Origin of the sequence: Herbaspirillum rhizosphaerae (genome assembly GCF_001189965.1) — a bacterium.
Lineage (GTDB): Bacteria > Pseudomonadota > Gammaproteobacteria > Burkholderiales > Burkholderiaceae_D > Herbaspirillum > Herbaspirillum rhizosphaerae.
The window spans coordinates 487,365-504,871 of sequence record NZ_LFLU01000002.1; the positions used below are offsets into that span (position 1 = coordinate 487,365).

A 17,507-nucleotide genomic window follows, 5' to 3' on the forward strand; every position below is an offset into this window, starting at 1 on the left:
TGGCAATCCCCTTTTTGTTTCATGCGGAGGAGACAGGTCTCTCCGCTGTAATCCTGCACTCAGTCGAGCAAAATATCATCCGACGACGCCGAGCGCGAGCCGGGAACCGGCGGGTTGCTCCGGCCGTGATAGGCAAACACCACCGACGACTTGATCTGCTCCGAGTTATTCTTGCCGGCAGCGTGGAACAAACCGCTGTGGAACAGCACCACATCGCCTTTTTCCAGCGGCACGGAAATTCCCTGCGCGAACAACGCCTGGTTGGCCGCGACTTCCGGACGCAGGAAATCGAGTTCGTCCATCTGCTCCGGCTGCAATTGCAGCAGATGCGAACCGGGGATGAACTTGAGGCCGCCGTTGTCGGCGTTTTCCGGACCCAGCGCCAGCCAGACCGAAATCAATTCATTGCGCGGAAACGACCAGTAGCGGATATCGCGATGCCAGCCGGTCGCCGTGCCGAAGGTCGGGTGCTTGGTCATCACGCAATTGTGATGCGACAGCGTGATGCATACCCGCTCTTCAAACAGTTGATGCAATGCCGCCACCAGGCGCGGCTCGGAAGCCCAGGCGCGGAAACGGTCGTCGCGCTGCCAGGCGGCGCGCAAACGGCGTGCCGTGCGGCCTCCCGGTGCGTCCAGCGAGGACGGCGCGCCGGCGTAGCCGACGTCGGCTTCGTATTCCAGCGGCGCGACGGCCTGCTGTACATGCTCACGCGTGACGGCGAGCATGTCGTCGCAGGCCCCGGCAGGCACAAAGCCCTTGAGCAGCAGATAACCGTCTTTGCGGAAATCCTCGATCTGGGCTGAGGAAAGCAGCGTTTCCATGGTAATCAATCCTAATTCCTGAACGGTCTTACTTCTTCTTTTTCAGCAACGGCGCCAGGTAGTGGCCGGTGATGCTTTCCGGATTCCTGGCCACATCTTCCGGCGTGCCGGTGGCGATGATCTTGCCGCCGCCGGCGCCGCCTTCAGGACCGAGATCGATAACCCAGTCGGCGGTCTTGATGACGTCGAGATTGTGTTCGATGATGGCCAGTGTATTGCCCTGGTCGCGCAGGCGATGGATCACCTTCAGCAGCAGGTCGATGTCATGGAAATGCAGACCGGTGGTCGGCTCGTCCAGGATATACAGCGTACGCCCGGTATCGCGCTTGGACAGTTCCAGCGACAGCTTGACGCGCTGCGCTTCGCCGCCCGACAGCGTGGTCGCGCTCTGGCCCAGCTTGATGTAGCCGAGGCCGACGTCGAGCAGGGTGTGCAGCTTGCGCGCGATCAGCGGCACCGGCAGGAAGAAGGCGTGCGCATCTTCCACCGTCATCTCGAGGATTTCGGTGATGTTCTTGCCCTTGTATTGCACTTCCAGCGTTTCGCGGTTGTAGCGCTTGCCGTGGCAGACGTCGCACGGCACGTAGACGTCCGGGAGGAAATGCATCTCGACCTTGATCACGCCGTCGCCCTGGCAGGCTTCGCAGCGGCCGCCCTTGACGTTGAACGAGAAGCGTCCGGCGCTGTAGCCGCGTTCCTTGGCGGTCGGCACCGTGGCGAACAGATCGCGGATCGGCGTGAACAGGCCGGTGTAGGTCGCCGGGTTGGAGCGCGGCGTGCGGCCGATCGGCGCCTGGTCGACCGAGATGACCTTGTCGAAGTGTTCGAGGCCGCTGATCGATTCATGTTCCGCCGGTTCGGTTTGCGAACCGTACAGATGGCGCGACGCCGCCAGATACAGCGTGTCGTTGACCAGCGTCGACTTGCCCGAACCGGACACGCCGGTGACGCAGGTCAGCAGGCCGACCGGCAGGTCGAAGCTGACGTTCTTCAGGTTGTTGCCGGTGGCGCCGGTGATGGTCAGCTGGCGTTCCGGATCGGAAGGCGTGCGCTTCTTCGGCACGCTGATTTCGAGCGAGCCGTTGAGGTATTTGGCGGTCAGCGATTTCTTGCTCTTGAGGATGTCTTCCAGCGTGCCCTGGGCGATGATGTCGCCGCCGTGCACGCCTGCGCCCAGGCCCATGTCGACCACGTAGTCGGCGGTGCGGATGGCGTCTTCGTCATGTTCCACCACCAGCACGCTGTTGCCGATGTCGCGCAGATGCTTGAGCGTGCCGATCAGGCGGTCGTTGTCGCGTTGATGCAGGCCGATCGACGGTTCGTCCAGCACGTACATTACGCCGGTCAGGCCGGAGCCGATTTGCGATGCCAGGCGGATGCGTTGCGCTTCGCCGCCGGAGAGCGTATCGGCGCTGCGTTCCAGCGACAGATAGTCGAGACCGACGTTGTTGAGGAAGGTCAGGCGCGAGATGATTTCCTTGATGATGCGGTCGGCGATTTCTTTCTTGGCGCCGGTCAGCTTCAGGTTTTCAAAGAAGGACAGGGTTTCGCGCAGCGGCGTGGCGGCGACTTCATAAATCGCGCGCTGCTGGCGGCCGGTGCCGATCTTGACGAAGCGCGCTTCCACGCGCAGACGCGCACCCTGGCAGGATGGACATTCTTTTTCGTTGATGAACTTGGCCAGCTCTTCCTTGACCGCCATCGAATCGGTTTCGCGATAACGGCGCTGCAGGTTGACGACCACGCCTTCGAAGGTGTGTTCCTTGATCACGGTGCGGCCGCGCTCGTTGACGTAGCTGAACGGCACGGTCTGGCGGCCGGAGCCGTACAGGATCACTTGCTGCGCTTTCTCCGGCAGTTGCTCGAACGGGATGTCGATGTCGAACTCGTAGAACGCCGCCAGGTTCGACAGCATCTGGAAGTAGAACTGATTGCGGCGATCCCAGCCCTTGATCGCGCCGGACGCCAGCGACAGATTGGGGAAGGCGACGATGCGTTTCGGATCGAAGAACTCGATGTGGCCCAGGCCGTCGCATTCCGGGCAGGCGCCCATCGGGTTGTTGAACGAGAACAGGCGCGGCTCCAGCTCTTGCAGCGAATAGCCGCAGACCGGGCAGGCGAATTTGTTGGAATACAGGTGTTCCTTGCCGGTATCCATCTCCAGCGCAATGGCGCGGCCTTCGGCGATGCGCAGCGCGGTTTCGAAACTTTCCGCCAGGCGTTGCTTGATGTCGTCCTTGACCTTGACGCGGTCGATGACGACGTCGATGGTGTGCTTCTCGGTTTTCTTCAGTTTGGGCAGGTCGTCGATTTCATAGACCTTGGCGGTGCCGGTGCCGCTCTGGATGCGAAAGCGCACAAAGCCGTGCGCCTGCATCTGTTCGAACAGATCGACGTGTTCGCCCTTGCGGTTGGCAACCACCGGCGCCAGGATCATCAGCTTGGTGTCTTCCGGCATGGCCAGCACGGCGTCGACCATTTGCGACACCGATTGCGCCGCCAGCGGATTTTCCGGATGGTCGGGGCAGTAAGGCGTGCCGACGCGGGCGTACAGCAGGCGCAGGTAATCGTGGATTTCGGTGACGGTGCCGACGGTTGAGCGCGGATTGTGCGAGGTGGCCTTCTGCTCGATCGAGATCGCCGGCGACAAGCCTTCGATCATGTCGACGTCGGGCTTCTCCATCAGTTGCAGGAACTGGCGCGCATAGGAAGAGAGCGACTCCACATAGCGTCGCTGGCCTTCTGCGTACAGCGTATCGAATGCCAGCGACGATTTTCCCGATCCCGAGAGGCCGGTGATCACGATCAGTTTGTTGCGTGGTAAGTCGAGGCTGATGTTCTTCAGATTGTGCGTGCGTGCGCCGCGAATGCGAATTTCTTCCATGGATGCCTTCAGCGTAAGTTTTCCATTCGACGTTCATATGAACATTGAATGGAGGATCAACCTATTACTATATCAGGACTCACCATTTGCGGCTGATGTCCTCAGGCCGGGAGATGCCCGGCCCTGTGCAGCGACACTAGTTTGTCGCAGTGGGGGGCGCCGGGATGGAGGTCTGACGCTGATAGACGGTGAAGGTCTGTTCGTCGCCGTCGCGCGAGCCTTTCCAGAACTGCACCCAGTCGCCTTCGGGCGTCCCTGTGCCGAACGGGTGTTGCACCATGACCCAGCGGCACGCAGTCTCCCGCGTCTTGTCGATGGGCTGATGCAGGATGCCGGTGTAGTAGAACAGCATCGGCGCTTCCGTCTCACCCAGGCTGATGCTGGCCATGCAGTCGCCCTGGCGCCACGCCGGCGTCAGCTCGGCTTGCAGATCTTCGTAGACGTATTCATAACTCTTGGCGTAATCGCCCCAGGGCAGGATGAGCGTAAAGGCCACGCCCCACATCAGCGTGATGCCGGCAAACCAGCTGAAGGCGCCGCGCCATTTGCCGCAATGCCGGAGCTTCGGCAAACAGGCCAGCCAGGTCAGCGTGATGACGATGGCGCCGGCCAGGGCGACGGGTTGCATCGGGGTCACGTAGGCCAGCGGCAGCCATTTGCCGAGATAGGTGAGGTGATAGTGATATTCCGGAGGGCCGATGGAAATGACGTAGATGGCCCACAGCAAGCCGGTCACAACGCCGAAGAACAAGCGCGAGAACCAGTCCCAGATCAGCGCCACCCAGGCCGGCAGGCGTTCGACCACGCCGGAGCCGAGCAGGCACAGCGGTAGCACCAGCGGCAACAGGTAGAGCTGGCGCGCCGTCGCCGAGGCTTGCAGGATCGCAACGCAAATGGCGATGAAGACCACAGGGATGGCGACATGCGGTTGCCGGATGCGGCGCCAGCCGCCGGCGAGCAGCGCCAGGATCGCCAGCGGCGTGCCGGGCATGGCAAAGCCGGACAGGGCGCGGAAAACCACCGTCGAATCATTGTCCGAACCCAGCTTGTGCACCGAGAAACCGAAAAAGCGTCCGATATTGTTGTCCCAGAACCATTCCATGAACAGCGGCATGGAATGCTGCGCCAGCAGCGTCGGCCAGATCAGGAAGAACGGCAGCGCCGCCAGCACCGCCAGGCCGATCATGCGCAGATACGACCAGGAGCGGCATTCGCGCACTAGGATGCCGACCCAGAAGGCGGTGGCGGCATAGACGATGGGCACGAACAATCCCTTGGACATTTCTGCGATGCCGACGCCCAGTCCGAACCAGAGCGCTGCCGACAGCCTCGGCGTCTTGTGCTGTTCATTGAGCGCGATGTGCAGCAAGCCGTACATGGCGATGACGCCGCCGCACACCAGCGATACATCGGTAAACATATCGTGCGCATGTTTGACCATTCCCGCCGTGCCGGCAAACAGCGCCAGGGTGCCGAGCACGCGCAGGTTGAAGAAGTCGTCTTCGCGCCAGGCCGTCCTGGCGATCAGCACGACAAAATAAAACGTGATCAGCATGTAGAACACGCTGGCGACGCGCGCGCCGTCGGCGTAGTTGAGCCAGGGATACAAGGCCTGGGCGAAGATCGCGGCAGTCCAGTAGTACAGCGGCGGCTTTTCCATGAACGGCTGGCCGGCGTTGGTCGGGACCAGGTATTCGCCCGTCACCAGCATGTGATGGATGACGCCGAAGCTGTATCCCTCATCCTGTTTCCAGGGGCCGTGTCCGATGATGCCGGGAAGCAAGTAAATGCAAGCAATCAATCCCAGCAGCAGCCATCCGGTGCGCGAAGCCGACCTTGTCTGATAAGGCAGGAGATAAGGGAAGCGGGAAGGCGAAAGCATGGCGATGGAAAGCGAGTAAAAGACGGAATCGGTCTGGGTTAAGTAACCGGCTATTGTTACATAAACGCCATTTTTGTTACATGCCGTTACAAAGCAAAACGTCGATATAAGTTGATAAAAAACGTAAATTTGTCAGCAAATCTTGCTTGCCGGACATGACTCAGGGCCTGTTAACAATGAATTTACGAGTGCGAACGCGCGGCAGGCGATGCCTGCAGCCGTTCCCGAAGGGTTGCTGCCAGAAAGCGCGCCGGCAGCGTTGCATGGCTTGCAGGTGGGCCCACCACCTGCTACGCCACGCGCCTTGCCAGCACGCTTTCTGGCAGGAACGCATCTCGCAAATTCATTGTTAACAGGCCCTAAACCAAGCTTGCAGTTTGATTGCTGATACCATATCGGGTTTGGATACTTGCCAGCGCAGCCCGGTGTTGTTGATTTATTTCACCAGCCGTTTTCCCGCTTGCCCAGCCGTCATCTCAATTCCATGAATTCCACCGCTTCCGAATCCGTACAGAAAACCGGCATGACCGGCGCCGAGATCCGCGCCAGTGCATCGCTTGCGTCGATTTTCGCTTTGCGCATGCTGGGGCTTTTTCTGATCTTGCCGGTGTTCGCGGTGCATGCCAAAGGTCTGTCCGGCGGCGAGAGCGCGACCATGGTCGGCGTGGCCATGGGGATCTATGGACTGGTGCAATCCTTTGGCCAGATTCCTTTCGGCGTTGCCTCCGACAAGTACGGGCGCAAGCGCGTGATCGTGATCGGCTTGATCTTGTTTGCGCTGGGCGCCTTTGTCGCCGCCGCAGCCAACGACATCACCTGGATTATTGTCGGTCGCGCGATTCAGGGCGCGGGAGCGATTTCCGCTGCAGTGACCGCCTTCATCGCCGACTCCACGCGCGAAGAGCATCGCACCAAGGCCATGGCCATGGTCGGCGCTTCCATCGGTCTGACGTTTGCGGTGTCGCTGGTGGTGTCTCCGCTGTTGTATAAGCTGATAGGCATGAGCGGCATCTTTGCCCTGATCGGTGTGCTGGCGCTGACGGCGATCGGCGTGGTGCTGTTCGTTGTGCCCGACGCGCCGATGGTCAGGGCCAAGCGGGTGCCTTTCGGCGAAGTGCTGCGTCACGGCGAACTGATGCGCCTGAATTTCGGGGTGTTCGCGCTGCATATGGCGCAGATGGCGATGTTCGTCGTGTTGCCGGCGGCGCTGGTGCAATATGCCGGTTTGCCGGTGGCTGAGCATTGGAAGATTTATCTGCCCGTGGTGCTGGCGTCGTTCGCCTTCATGCTTCCGCCGGTGTTCATCGGCGAGAAGCGCGGGTTGATGAAGCAAGTCTTCGTCGCCGCCATCTCGCTGCTGTTGATCGTGCAGATCGGCATGTGGGTGACGCTGTCGCATTTCACGACGCATTGGGGCGTGCTGGTGTTTTTGCTGTTCGCCTTCTTCATCGCGTTCAACATTCTGGAAGCGTGCCAGCCGTCGCTGGTGTCGCGCATCGCGCCGGCCGCTGCAAAAGGCACGGCGCTGGGCGTCTACAATACCTTGCAGGCGCTCGGCCAGTTCAGCGGCGCGGTGCTCGGCGGATGGGTGACGCAGTACGCGGGCGCTCCCTCGGTGTTTGTCATGTGTGCGGTGGCGACCCTGACCTGGCTTATAATCGCGTCTAACATGAAAAATCTGCCGCGCCGTGGAATCCAGCCGGCAAGTGCAACTGCTTAATATTTATCTAGTGAAATTCAGGAGAAACAATGGCATCGGTCAATAAAGTCATCATCGTCGGCAACCTCGGACGTGACCCGGAAACGCGTTACATGCCCAATGGCGAAGCGGTCACCAACGTCGCCGTCGCCACGACCGAAAGCTGGAAAGACAAGAACAGCGGCGAGAAGAAAGAGCTCACCGAATGGCACCGCATCACCTTCTATCGCAAGCTGGCTGAAATCGCCGGCCAATACCTGAAGAAGGGTTCGCAAGTCTACGTCGAAGGCCGCTTGCAGACACGCAAGTGGACCGACAAGGACGGCGTTGAAAAATACACCACCGAAATCATCGCCGACACCATGCAAATGCTCGGCAGCCGTCAAGGCATGGGCGGCGGCGCGTCGATGGACGACGGCGGCAGCTACGGCGGTGGCGGCGGTGCGCCGGCACGTCAAAGCAGCGGCGGCGCAGGTGGCGGCGGAGCGGCACGCGCTCCCGCAGCAGCGCGCCCGGCGCCGAACTTCTCGGATATGGATGACGACATCCCGTTCTGATCGGTACCTGCTGATTCTGTAGACAAAAGACCTGTAATCGAAAGATTACGGGTCTTTTTGCTTTGGTCCGGCTTTTTGTTCCAACTGCGGTGCTGTGAAAAGAGCAATCACGGACGTTCGTCAATCGCCTGCAACTCGCCTGCGTCCTTGCCGGATCTTGACCTGTCTCCTGTCAGCATCAGCAGCCGCTGAAGATAGCGCACCTGCTCCTGTTCATCTCTCTCTTCTTCATGCTCCATCAACGTCAGATGTTTGCGCACCATCCAGCACGCCCACAGCATGAGCAGGTCGAGAAAAATGAGGCCGACGCCGGCAAAACTGATTTCGTATTCCATGATGGACCTCACCCTCTCGATTTAATGGCAATGCGACGCCGGGATTTCAAGGCGTCGGCGCTGTCCAGCCGCCGCCCAGAACCTTGTAGAGCGCGATCCTGTTTTGCAGCTCGGCAAGTTGCACCTGGATGGCTTGCTGTTGCACCGAGAACAAAGAACGCTGCGCATCCAGATATTCCAGATAGCTGGAATAACCGGCTTCGTAGCGGCTCTTGGCAAAGCCGTAGCGTGCGGCCTCGGCGTTCTCCTGCGCCTTCACCGAGCTGACTTCTTCGGCCAGCGTGGCGCGTCCGGCCAGGGCATCGGCGACTTCGCGGAAGGCGATCTGCACAGTCTTGTCGTACTGGGCGATGGCGATCTTCTTGTCGGTCTCCGCGACTTTCAGATTGGCGATATTCCGCCCGCCTTCAAAGATGGGAATGGAAATTTGCGGAATGAAGGCCCAGGAGCGCGAGCCTGAATCGAACAGGCCCGACAGCTCGTTGCTCGCCGATCCAAAGTTTCCCGTCAGCGAAATGCGCGGGAAGAACGCCGCCCGCGCAGCGCCGATGTTGGCATTCTGCGAGCGGAGGATCGCTTCCTGCTGAAGAATGTCGGGCCGGGCGGTGATCAGTTCCGATGGCAGTCCTGCCGGCAGATCCGGCAGCGTCCCCGCACCGGAGCTTGCTCCGGGTGCACCGATGCCCGGCGGCAGCGGTTGGCCGACCAGCACCGTCAAGGCATTTTCATCCTGCGCCTTGCGCCGCTCTTGCTGTGCACGCGCCGCCCTGGCCGCTTCGAACAGCGACTCGGCTTGCCTGAGGTCGTACTCGGAGCTGGCGCCTTCGGCATATAGCTTCTGCTGACGCCCATAGGAATCGGCCCGGCTGGCAAGGGTTTGCTCGGTGAGGCGCAGCAGACGCTGGTCTGCCGCCAGCGCTTCATAGGTTGTGGCGACTGCGGCAATCAGGCTGATCTGGGCGCTGCGCTGCGCCTGCTCGGTGGCGAGATAGCGTTGCAGCGCCGCTTCGCTCAGGTTCCTGACGCGACCGAACAGATCGATCTCAAAGGCCGCCATCCCGACGCCGGCAAAGTAGCTGGTGTTCACGCCGGTCTTGCCGGTCGGATTGACATCCGCCGGCAAGCGCTGGCGCGAGCCGTTGCCGACGGCGGCGATGTTGGGTACCTGATCTGCAGCCTGGATGTTGTACATCGCCCGCGCACGTTCGATGTTGAGCGTCGCCATCCGGAGATCGCGATTGTTGTCCAATGCCGTCGCGATCAGCGACTTCAGTTGCGGATCCTGGAAGAAGTCGTTCCAGGAGATCGATGCTGCACGCGGCGCATCGGATTGTTCATTTACGCCGGCGGGAGCAGTCCAGTGCGCGGCGACCGGCAGCGCCGGCTGTTCATAAGACGGCGCAAGAGAGCAGGCCGACAGCAGCGCACTGATCACGGAGATGCCGGCCAGTGCCCGCAGGGACGAGAAAGTTGTTTTCATTTTATTTTCCTCAAGCGTGAGAGTGACTGATTTCGGCTGGCGCCGCGGTTGCTACCGGTGCAGCAGGCGTTGTCGGACGTTTCACCTTGAACCAGATCGCATACAGAGCCGGCAGGAACAACAGCGTGAGCACGGTGCCGACGCCGACGCCGCCGATCAGCACGTAAGCGAGCGGGCCCCAGAAAGCAGAGTGGGTCAGCGGGATGAACGCCAGCATCGCCGCCACCGCCGTCAGGATGACCGGACGTGCACGCCGCACGGTCGATTCGATGACCGCCTGATAAGGAGTAAGTCCGGATTGCAGGTCGCTGCGAATCTGATCGACCAGGATCAGCGTGTTGCGGATCAGGATGCCGGCCAGGCCGATCAGGCCGAGGATGGCGTTGAAGCCGAACGGCTGGTTGAAAATCAGCAGCGTAGGCACCGCACCCACCAGACCCAGCGGCGCGGTGGCGAACACCATCCACATCGTCGCGAAGGAACGCACCTGGAACATGATGACGGCCAGCATCAGGATGATCATCAGCGGGAACATCGCCGCCAGCGCAACGTCGGCCTTGGCGCTTTCTTCCACCGAGCCGCCGGTGTCGATGTGATAACCGGCCGGCAAGGCCGCTTTGATCGCCTCAAGCTTCGGCAGCAGCGCATGGGTGACATCCGGCGGCTGAACGCCGTCGCGCACGTCGCCCTGGACCGCAATATAGAGTTCGCGGTTGTAGCGTTTCAGGACGGCGTCTTCCACATTCGCCGACAACTTGCTGACCTGCGAAAGCGGAATCGCAACACCATCCTGCGTGGTCAGCGTCAGGTTGCCGATGTCGGCCAGGCTCTTGCGATCATGCTTGACGCCGCGGACGATCACATCCACTACGCGCAGCCCTTCGCGGACCTGTGTCGTCGAGGCGCCATTCAGCAGTGTCTGCAACTGCAATGCCGCATCCTTGGGGTTGAGGCCGACCTGGCGCAGGCGTTCCTGATCCAGTTCCAGGCGCATCGTCGGCGTTCTGTCGCCCCAGTCCAGATGCACGTCGCGCGTGTTCGGATTGGCTTGCATCACGTCCCTGACCTTGAAGGCGATGTCGCGTGCGGTGTTGAGGTCGGGACCGACCACGCGGAACAGCACGGGGAAAGGCACCGGCGGCCCGAACAGGAACTGGCTGACGCGTACCCGGGCGTTGGCGAACTTGCCGCTCTCGATCATCTTGCTGACTTTGGCCTTGAGCGCGTCGCGGTCCTTGGAGTTGTCGGTCAAAACAATCAACTGGCCGAAAGCCGGGTTGGGCAATTCAGGATTGACCGAGAGGAAGAAGCGCGGTGCACCCTGGCCGATGTAGCTCGATACGATTTTCGCTTCCGGTTCCTTGCGCAGCGCTTCTTCGATCGTCTTGATGGTGGCGTCAGTGGCGCTGAAGGCGCTGCCCGGCGGCAGGTTGACTTCGATGGTCAGTTCCGGACGTTCGGAGTTGGGGAAGAACTGTTTCTGCACGAAGCCCATGCCGAAGATCGACAGGGCAAACATGCCGATGGTGATGGCGGCGGTAATCCACTTGCGGTCGACGCACCAGCGCACCAATGCGCGGAAGCGCTGATAGTTTTTTGTCGAGTAAATGGCATCCTGGCCGCCGGCATGCACGGGGATGTTCGGCAGCATTTTGACGCCCAGATAAGGGATGAACAGCACCGCCACAAACCACGATGCGATGAGAGAGAAGGCGACCACCCAGAAGATGTTGCCGGCATATTCACCGGCGGTGGAGCGGGCGAATCCGACCGGCAGGAAGCCGATGATGGTCACCAGCGTGCCGGACGCCATCGGCGCCGCGGTGGCGCCCCAGGCGAAGGTGGCGGCCGAGATGCGGTCCATGCCTTCTTCCATCTTCACCACCATCATTTCAATCGCGATGATGGCGTCATCGACCAGCAAGCCCAGCGAGAGAATGAGCGCGCCCAGCGTAATGCGATCGAAATCGCGGCCGGTCGCCATCATGATGAGGAAGACTGCCGACAGTGTCAGCGGCACCGCAGCGGCGACAACGATGCCGACGCGGAAACCGAGTGTGAGCAGGCTCACGACAATCACCACTGCCAGCGCCATGATGAACTTGATCATGAATTCATCGATCGCCGCTTCAATCGCTTCGGCCTGATCCGATACCTTGGTCAGCGCCATGCCCAAGGGCAGCGACTTCTGGATGTTTTCGCGTTCTGCCGCCAGCGACTTGCCCAGCGTCAGGCCGTTGAAGCCTTTTTTCATCACGACCCCCAGCATCAGCGAAGGTTCGCCTTGGGTGCGGATCAGGAAGGACTTCGGATCTTCATAGCCGCGCTTGATGTCGGCAATGTCGCCCAGCTTGAAGCTGCGGCCGCCGGCGGCGATCGGGATCGCCTTGACGACGTCGATGTTGTCGATGGCGCCGTCCAGGCGCAGATAGACGCGCGGACCAGCGGTTTCGATGAAACCCGATGGCGTGACGTCATTCTGGCGATTCAGGGCGTCGAAAATGGTCTGCGCCTTCACGCCCAGTGTCGCCAGGCGTTGATGCGAGATTTCAACGAAGATCTTTTGCTGTTGCTCGCCGAGGATGTTGATCTTCTGCACGCCGTTGACGTGCAGCAAGCGCTGGCGCAGGTCTTCCGCCTCGGCGACCAGCGTGCGATGCGGCAAGCCCGGCGCGTTGAGCGCCAGCAGGCTGAAGTAGACGTCGGAGTATTCGTCGTTGATGACCGGACCGATGACGCCGCGCGGAAGGTTGATGACTTCATCGCCCAGCTTCTTGCGGGTCTGATAGAACTGTTCCGGCACGAGTTCGGGTGGGGTCGAATCCTTGAGGAACAGCTTCATCGTGATCAGGCCGGGGCGGGCTGCGGTTTCAACCCGATCGTAATATTCAAGTTCCTGCAGCCGCTTTTCCAGGCGGTCGCCGACTTGCTGTTGCATTTCCTTGGCGGTGGCGCCCGGCCACAGCGCGGTGACCGTCATGATTTTTACGGTGAAGCTGGGATCTTCTGCGCGTCCAAGTTTAAGAAAGGCAACGACGCCGGCCACCGCAATCGCAATGATCAGGAACAGCGTGACCGCTCGCTCGCGTACGCCAAAGGCGGAAAGATTGAAGCCGCTCATGATGCACCACCAGCTTCGGTAGCAGATGCGGTAGCCGACGCCGTTGTCGATGGAGTTGCGGATACCAGCGAGACCTTGTCGCCGGCCTTGAGCAGATGCACGCCGTAGGCCACGATGACGTCGCCGGCTTTCAGGCCTGCGCTGATCGTGGCGAACTCTTCACCGAGCTGCGCCACCGTGACGGGCACGAGCTTGACGACCTGGGTTTGTTTTTCGATCATCCAGACGCTGGCGCCATGTCCCTTGTCGATCAGGGCGCCTACAGGGATCTGTGTCAGCGAGGTGGACGCATCGCCGGTGAGTCTGACGGTGACCGTGGCGCCCAGCGGTGCTTGTTCGCCCTTGCCGGACAAGACGTAGCGCGCCTGATAGGTGCGGGTCAGCGGATCGGCCATGGCGGACAACTCGCGTAATCTGGCCGGGAATTTTTCGCTGTCGTCCGTATAAAGATTGGCGCTGGCCTGGCGGCGCGCCTGATTCAGTCCGTTCTCAGGAATGCTGACCACGGCTTCGCGCGCGCCTTTTTGCGCCAGCCGCACAATGGTTTGCCCGGCGTTGACGACCTGTCCGGCATCGGCCAGCACATCCATGACGACGCCGTCAGCATCAGCGCGCAGCATGGAGTAATCGGCCTGGTGTTCAACCTGATTGGCGCGGGCGCGTTCGGCATCGAGCTGTGCTTTGGACGAATCGGCGAGCGCCTTGCTTTGCTCGTAGGCTTGTTTGGAGACGGCGCCCGAACTCAGCAGATTGCGCAGGCGGACTTCATCCGAACGGGCCTGGACGTCGCGCGCCTCGGCGGCGATCACGGCGGCGCGCGCGGCATTTTGCGCCAGGGTGTAGTCGATGGCATCGAGCTTGAACAGCGGCTGTCCGCGTTTTACCTGCTCACCCGGATCGACCAGTCGTTCCACGATCTTGCCCGGCACCCGGAAGCCCAGGTTGCTCTCGGTGCGCGCATGCACCACGCCGGTATAGCTGGCGGAATCGTGTTCTGCGGTCTGGACGATAAAGGAAGCGACTTTCGGTGTGACGGACGGCGTCAGCGCCGGCTTGCTGCATCCCGCCAGTGCAGTCAGCGCTGTCAGAACAGCGCCGGTCAGCGCGATGTTCAGGTATTTCTTGTTCAAGCCCATGATAACCCCTCGTTAAAATATAGTTAAAACATATTGTGCATATGCACTATTAAAGTTTTAAAAATAGCGAGGACTCAGCCTCGCTACGGAAAATAAACCCTGCAAAAAACTACCGCTGTGTAATCGCCATCAACTCGTGCCGCAACATCCTGGCGCGTTCTTCACCGATCATGCCTTCGTATTCCTTTTGCGCTGCGTCCCAGTGGGGGAGCGCATCGCGATACTTCTGCGTGCCGGACTTCGATAAAAACAAGGTGATCTTCTTGGAGCCGGGCTCCTGCTTCTGCAGCACGTAGCCGTCACGGTTCAGCGGCTGGATGGCGCGGACCAGGCTGGTCCTGTCCATCACAACCGCTTTCGCCAGCTCGGTCATGGTGATGCCGGGTTGATTGTCGATCACGGCAAAAATCGTCACTTGCGAGCTGGTGACATTGACTGCCGCCAGATGACGCTCATACAGCTGCGTGACAAACCGCGCAGCTTGCTTGGTCGCGAATAAATTGCAGTCCACAAGTTTTGGAATAGTGTCCATGGAATGAACTCTAGCATGTGCATATGCACTCGTCAACGTGTTTAAGCAATTTAATTTAGTCGAATGCGGGCAGCAGGGCCCGTTGCTGCGGGTTGTCGATTCGCGACTTCTTTTGTTGGTTGCTTAAGAAAAACGCTGCATTTATTGGGATGTTAAATACAATCAGTTCACGCATGCAGGCGAAGAAACCTGCATGCGTCGCTCCCGGCGCTCACGACTGCCAAGAGAGGCTCAGCGCTGCGGACTGAAACCGTCAAACGACACCTGCAGCATGTGGCGCACGATGTCGTCGTTTTTCATCTTGCTGAACTGTTGCAGATATTCCACCGCCGGATCGCAGGTGCGCGCGTAGTAGCTGAACAGGATGACGTCGCTCGGCAGGGACGCGTCGAGCGAGCCGTTCTTTTGCGCCGCCAGCACCAGTTTCTCGATCTGGCCGTTGAGCTTGAGCACGCGCGTGACGTATTTGAGATTGCGCATGAGCATGTCGCGCACATGCGCGCTGGTCGACGGCAAGAAGGGCAGGCCGCCGTCCAGGCGCACCCGCAATGCCCATTCCAGCAGCGCCGCCAGCTTGCCTTTCGGCGTCAGGCCGTCATCCAGTTGCGCCAGGTAATCGATGGCGCCGTCGATCAGGCGGATCAGCGCTTCGCCGACCAATTCTTCCTTGGACTTGAAATGCTTGTACAGGCTCGGCTTGGAGATGCCGACCGCGCCCGCGACGTCGTCCATGGTCATCAGGTCATAGCCCTTGCTGCCCAGCACGGACGTAGCCGCGTCCAGGATGGCGTTTTCGCGCAGCTTGAAGGCCTGGTCCTTGAAGCTGAGTTTGCCAAAGATACTCATTGGTAGCTTTCGATACTAATTGGTAGATTTTATTTTATATTGGTAGTAATCTTAGCACCGAAGCGGTAAAACCGACAGTGGCAGGCGCAATTGCGCAGACGGCACTCAACCAGGGACGACAGGCGATGGCGCAGCAACAACGGCAAAGGATTGCAGTGATCGGGGCTGGCATCTCAGGCCTGGCCAGCGCTTATTTCCTTGCGCGGGGGCATGAGGTGGTGCTGTTCGAGGCCGGCGCCTATGCGGGCGGGCACACCAATACGGTGGATGTCACCCTGGACGGCAAGACCTTTCCGGTCGATACCGGCTTTCTGGTATTCAACGAAGCGACCTATCCCAACCTGATCGCCCTGCTCGATGAGCTTGACGTCGCCAGTTACGCGACGGATATGTCGTTCGGCGTGTCGCTCGACGACGGCCGCTTCGAATGGGCCGGCACCAATCTGGATACCGTCTTTGCGCAGCGGCAGCGATTGATGTCGCCGTCTTTCCTGTGCATGCTCAAGGATATATTTCGTTTCAACCGCGCCGCACAGGGCAATCTGCAAGCGAGTCTGTCGCAGCCCACGACCCTTGGCGAGCTGCTGGCCGCCGGCGGTTACGGCGCGATGTTTCGCGACGCCTACCTGTTGCCCATGGCCGCCGCGATCTGGTCGAGTTCGCCCGCCGACATCCTGCAGTTCCCGGCCAGCACCTTTTTGCGCTTCTGCCTGAACCACGGTCTGCTGCAAGTCGCCAATCGTCCGCAGTGGCGCACGGTGCAAGGCGGCGCGCGCGAATACGTCAGGAAAATCCTGTTCACCTTGCCGGACGTTCGCCTCAATACCCGCGTGCAACAGGTCTTCAAACGCAGCAAGACAATCTGCGTACGTACCGAGAACGGCGAGGAAGAATACGATGCCGTGGTGTTTGCCACCCACGCCCCGCAAACCTTGCGCATGCTGGCTGACGCGACCATTGACGAACGCCGACTGTTGGGCGCTGCGCGCTATCAATCCAATATTGCGTATTTGCACACAGATCTCAAACTGATGCCACGCCAGCGCAAGGTGTGGTCTTCCTGGAATTATCTGGGCGGGGCCGGGATCGACGGCCAACGTTCGGTGTGCGTGAGCTACTGGCTCAATCAGTTGCAAGCGTTGCCATGCCGCACCGATGTGATGGTGACGCTCAATCCCGATAAGCCTCCGGCTGATGGCAGCGTGATTGCGAGCTTCGACTACGAGCATCCGGTATTCGATCAGGCGGCGATATCAGCGCAGCAAGCGCTGGGCGGCATACAAGGCAAGCGCGGAATCTGGTTTGCCGGCGCATGGACCGGTTATGGATTCCATGAAGACGGCCTGACGTCGGCCTTGCGCGTCGCATCCGATTTTGACCTCGCCCCGGCGTGGGCCAGGGTGCCGTCGTGAGTGCGCCGGCTTATCTGATCCGGGGCCAGGTCATGCACGAGCGCATGCGTCCCGCGCGGCATCGTTTCGTGTATCCGGTATTTTGCCTGCGGCTGAATCTGGCGCGTCTGGATGAGGCGGGCAATTTCTGGTTCGGGGTAAACCGCAGCGGCCTGATGTCCTTGCGAACGCACGACTACGGTTCGCGCGACGGCAGCGATCTCGACGCCTGGATGCGTGCTCAGCTGAAAGAAGCCGGCTTGCCGCACGATGGCGAGATCTGGCTGCAGACTTTTCCGCGCCTGTTCGGATTCGTGTTCAATCCGGTCAGCTTCTGGTATTGCCATGACGGTAGCGGCGCATTGCGCGCCGTGCTGGCCGAGGTCAACAACACCTTCGGCGAGACGCACCGCTATCTGCTATCCGACCTCGACGGTCGGGAAATCACTGCTCATACCCGCCTGGTCTGCGCCAAGGCCATGCATGTGTCGCCGTTTTGCGAAGTGCGTGGCAGCTATCGTTTTCGCTTTCGCGACAATGATGCGGCAACCATGATCGGCATCGATTACTACGACGATGCCGGCGCTGAAACGCCGCTCATCCACACCGCGATCGGCGGAAAACGCACCGCGCTGAACTCCGAAAATGCGCTGCAAGCCTTGCTGGCGCAGCCGTTCATGACCTTCGGCATCGTGGCGAAAATTCATTGGCAGGCATGGAAGCTGTGGCGCAAGCGTGTGCCTTTCTTCCGCAAGCCCGACCGCTCACCGGATTCTGCGGCGACCACCGCAAACCTGAAAAAGGAGATCTCATCGTGAAA

General features: G+C 60.4%; 13 protein-coding genes. 4 read left to right on the forward strand and 9 right to left on the reverse strand.

Going from position 1 to position 17,507, the window contains the following annotated elements:
* Positions 1-59: 59 nt before the first annotated feature.
* From AKL25_RS05045 to AKL25_RS05055, 3 genes are all read right to left on the reverse strand, one after another.
* Positions 60-824, reverse strand: a complete 765-nt coding sequence (locus AKL25_RS05045; protein WP_050476529.1) for a phytanoyl-CoA dioxygenase family protein — start codon at positions 822-824, stop codon at positions 60-62.
* A 28-nt stretch (positions 825-852) separates the two neighbouring features.
* Positions 853-3,708 (reverse strand): excinuclease ABC subunit UvrA, encoded by a 2,856-nt coding sequence (gene uvrA / locus AKL25_RS05050; RefSeq protein WP_050476531.1) that lies wholly within the window; start codon positions 3,706-3,708, stop codon positions 853-855.
* Between the two features lie 136 nt (positions 3,709-3,844).
* Positions 3,845-5,590 carry an ArnT family glycosyltransferase gene (locus AKL25_RS05055; RefSeq protein WP_050476532.1) on the reverse strand — a complete coding sequence of 582 codons (1,746 nt, stop codon included), beginning with the start codon at positions 5,588-5,590 and terminating at the stop codon, positions 3,845-3,847.
* Between the two features lie 484 nt (positions 5,591-6,074).
* Here AKL25_RS05055 and AKL25_RS05060 point away from each other — a divergent pair, with 484 nt between their 5' ends.
* Both AKL25_RS05060 and ssb read left to right on the forward strand, forming a co-directional pair.
* The gene (locus tag AKL25_RS05060; RefSeq protein WP_240475642.1) at positions 6,075-7,310 is read left to right on the forward strand and encodes an MFS transporter; all 1,236 of its coding nucleotides are present in this window, start codon (positions 6,075-6,077) and stop codon (positions 7,308-7,310) included.
* 29 nt (positions 7,311-7,339) lie between these two features.
* Positions 7,340-7,846 carry a single-stranded DNA-binding protein gene (ssb, locus tag AKL25_RS05065; RefSeq protein ID WP_050476533.1) on the forward strand — a complete coding sequence of 169 codons (507 nt, stop codon included), beginning with the start codon at positions 7,340-7,342 and terminating at the stop codon, positions 7,844-7,846.
* Between the two features lie 107 nt (positions 7,847-7,953).
* Here the strand turns inward: ssb and AKL25_RS05070 are convergent, their stop codons facing one another.
* From AKL25_RS05070 to AKL25_RS05095, 6 genes are all read right to left on the reverse strand, one after another.
* Positions 7,954-8,181, reverse strand: coding sequence for a hypothetical protein (locus AKL25_RS05070; RefSeq protein WP_050476534.1), 228 nt, complete (start codon positions 8,179-8,181; stop codon positions 7,954-7,956).
* Positions 8,182-8,227: 46 nt separating this feature from the next.
* Complete coding sequence (locus AKL25_RS05075) at positions 8,228-9,661, reverse strand: efflux transporter outer membrane subunit (RefSeq protein WP_050476536.1); 1,434 nt, start codon at positions 9,659-9,661, stop codon at positions 8,228-8,230.
* Between the two features lie 10 nt (positions 9,662-9,671).
* Entirely contained in the window at positions 9,672-12,782 is a 3,111-nt protein-coding gene (locus tag AKL25_RS05080) for an efflux RND transporter permease subunit (RefSeq protein WP_050476537.1), read from the reverse strand.
* Positions 12,779-13,918 carry an efflux RND transporter periplasmic adaptor subunit gene (locus tag AKL25_RS05085; protein ID WP_083444578.1) on the reverse strand — a complete coding sequence of 380 codons (1,140 nt, stop codon included), beginning with the start codon at positions 13,916-13,918 and terminating at the stop codon, positions 12,779-12,781. The genes AKL25_RS05080 and AKL25_RS05085 overlap by 4 nt, the downstream gene beginning before the upstream one ends.
* 109 nt (positions 13,919-14,027) lie before the next feature.
* Positions 14,028-14,450 (reverse strand): MarR family winged helix-turn-helix transcriptional regulator, encoded by a 423-nt coding sequence (locus AKL25_RS05090; RefSeq protein WP_050476538.1) that lies wholly within the window; start codon positions 14,448-14,450, stop codon positions 14,028-14,030.
* Between the two features lie 231 nt (positions 14,451-14,681).
* A complete protein-coding gene (locus AKL25_RS05095) occupies positions 14,682-15,296 on the reverse strand; it encodes a TetR/AcrR family transcriptional regulator (protein WP_050476539.1) in 615 nt (204 codons plus the stop codon).
* A 125-nt stretch (positions 15,297-15,421) separates the two neighbouring features.
* Here AKL25_RS05095 and AKL25_RS05100 point away from each other — a divergent pair, with 125 nt between their 5' ends.
* Positions 15,422-16,708 carry an NAD(P)/FAD-dependent oxidoreductase gene (locus tag AKL25_RS05100; protein WP_050476540.1) on the forward strand — a complete coding sequence of 429 codons (1,287 nt, stop codon included), beginning with the start codon at positions 15,422-15,424 and terminating at the stop codon, positions 16,706-16,708.
* Positions 16,705-17,505: a DUF1365 domain-containing protein gene (locus AKL25_RS05105; RefSeq protein ID WP_205627209.1), complete on the forward strand. Its 801-nt coding sequence runs from the start codon at positions 16,705-16,707 to the stop codon at positions 17,503-17,505. The genes AKL25_RS05100 and AKL25_RS05105 overlap by 4 nt, the downstream gene beginning before the upstream one ends.
* Positions 17,506-17,507: the final 2 nt, after the last annotated feature.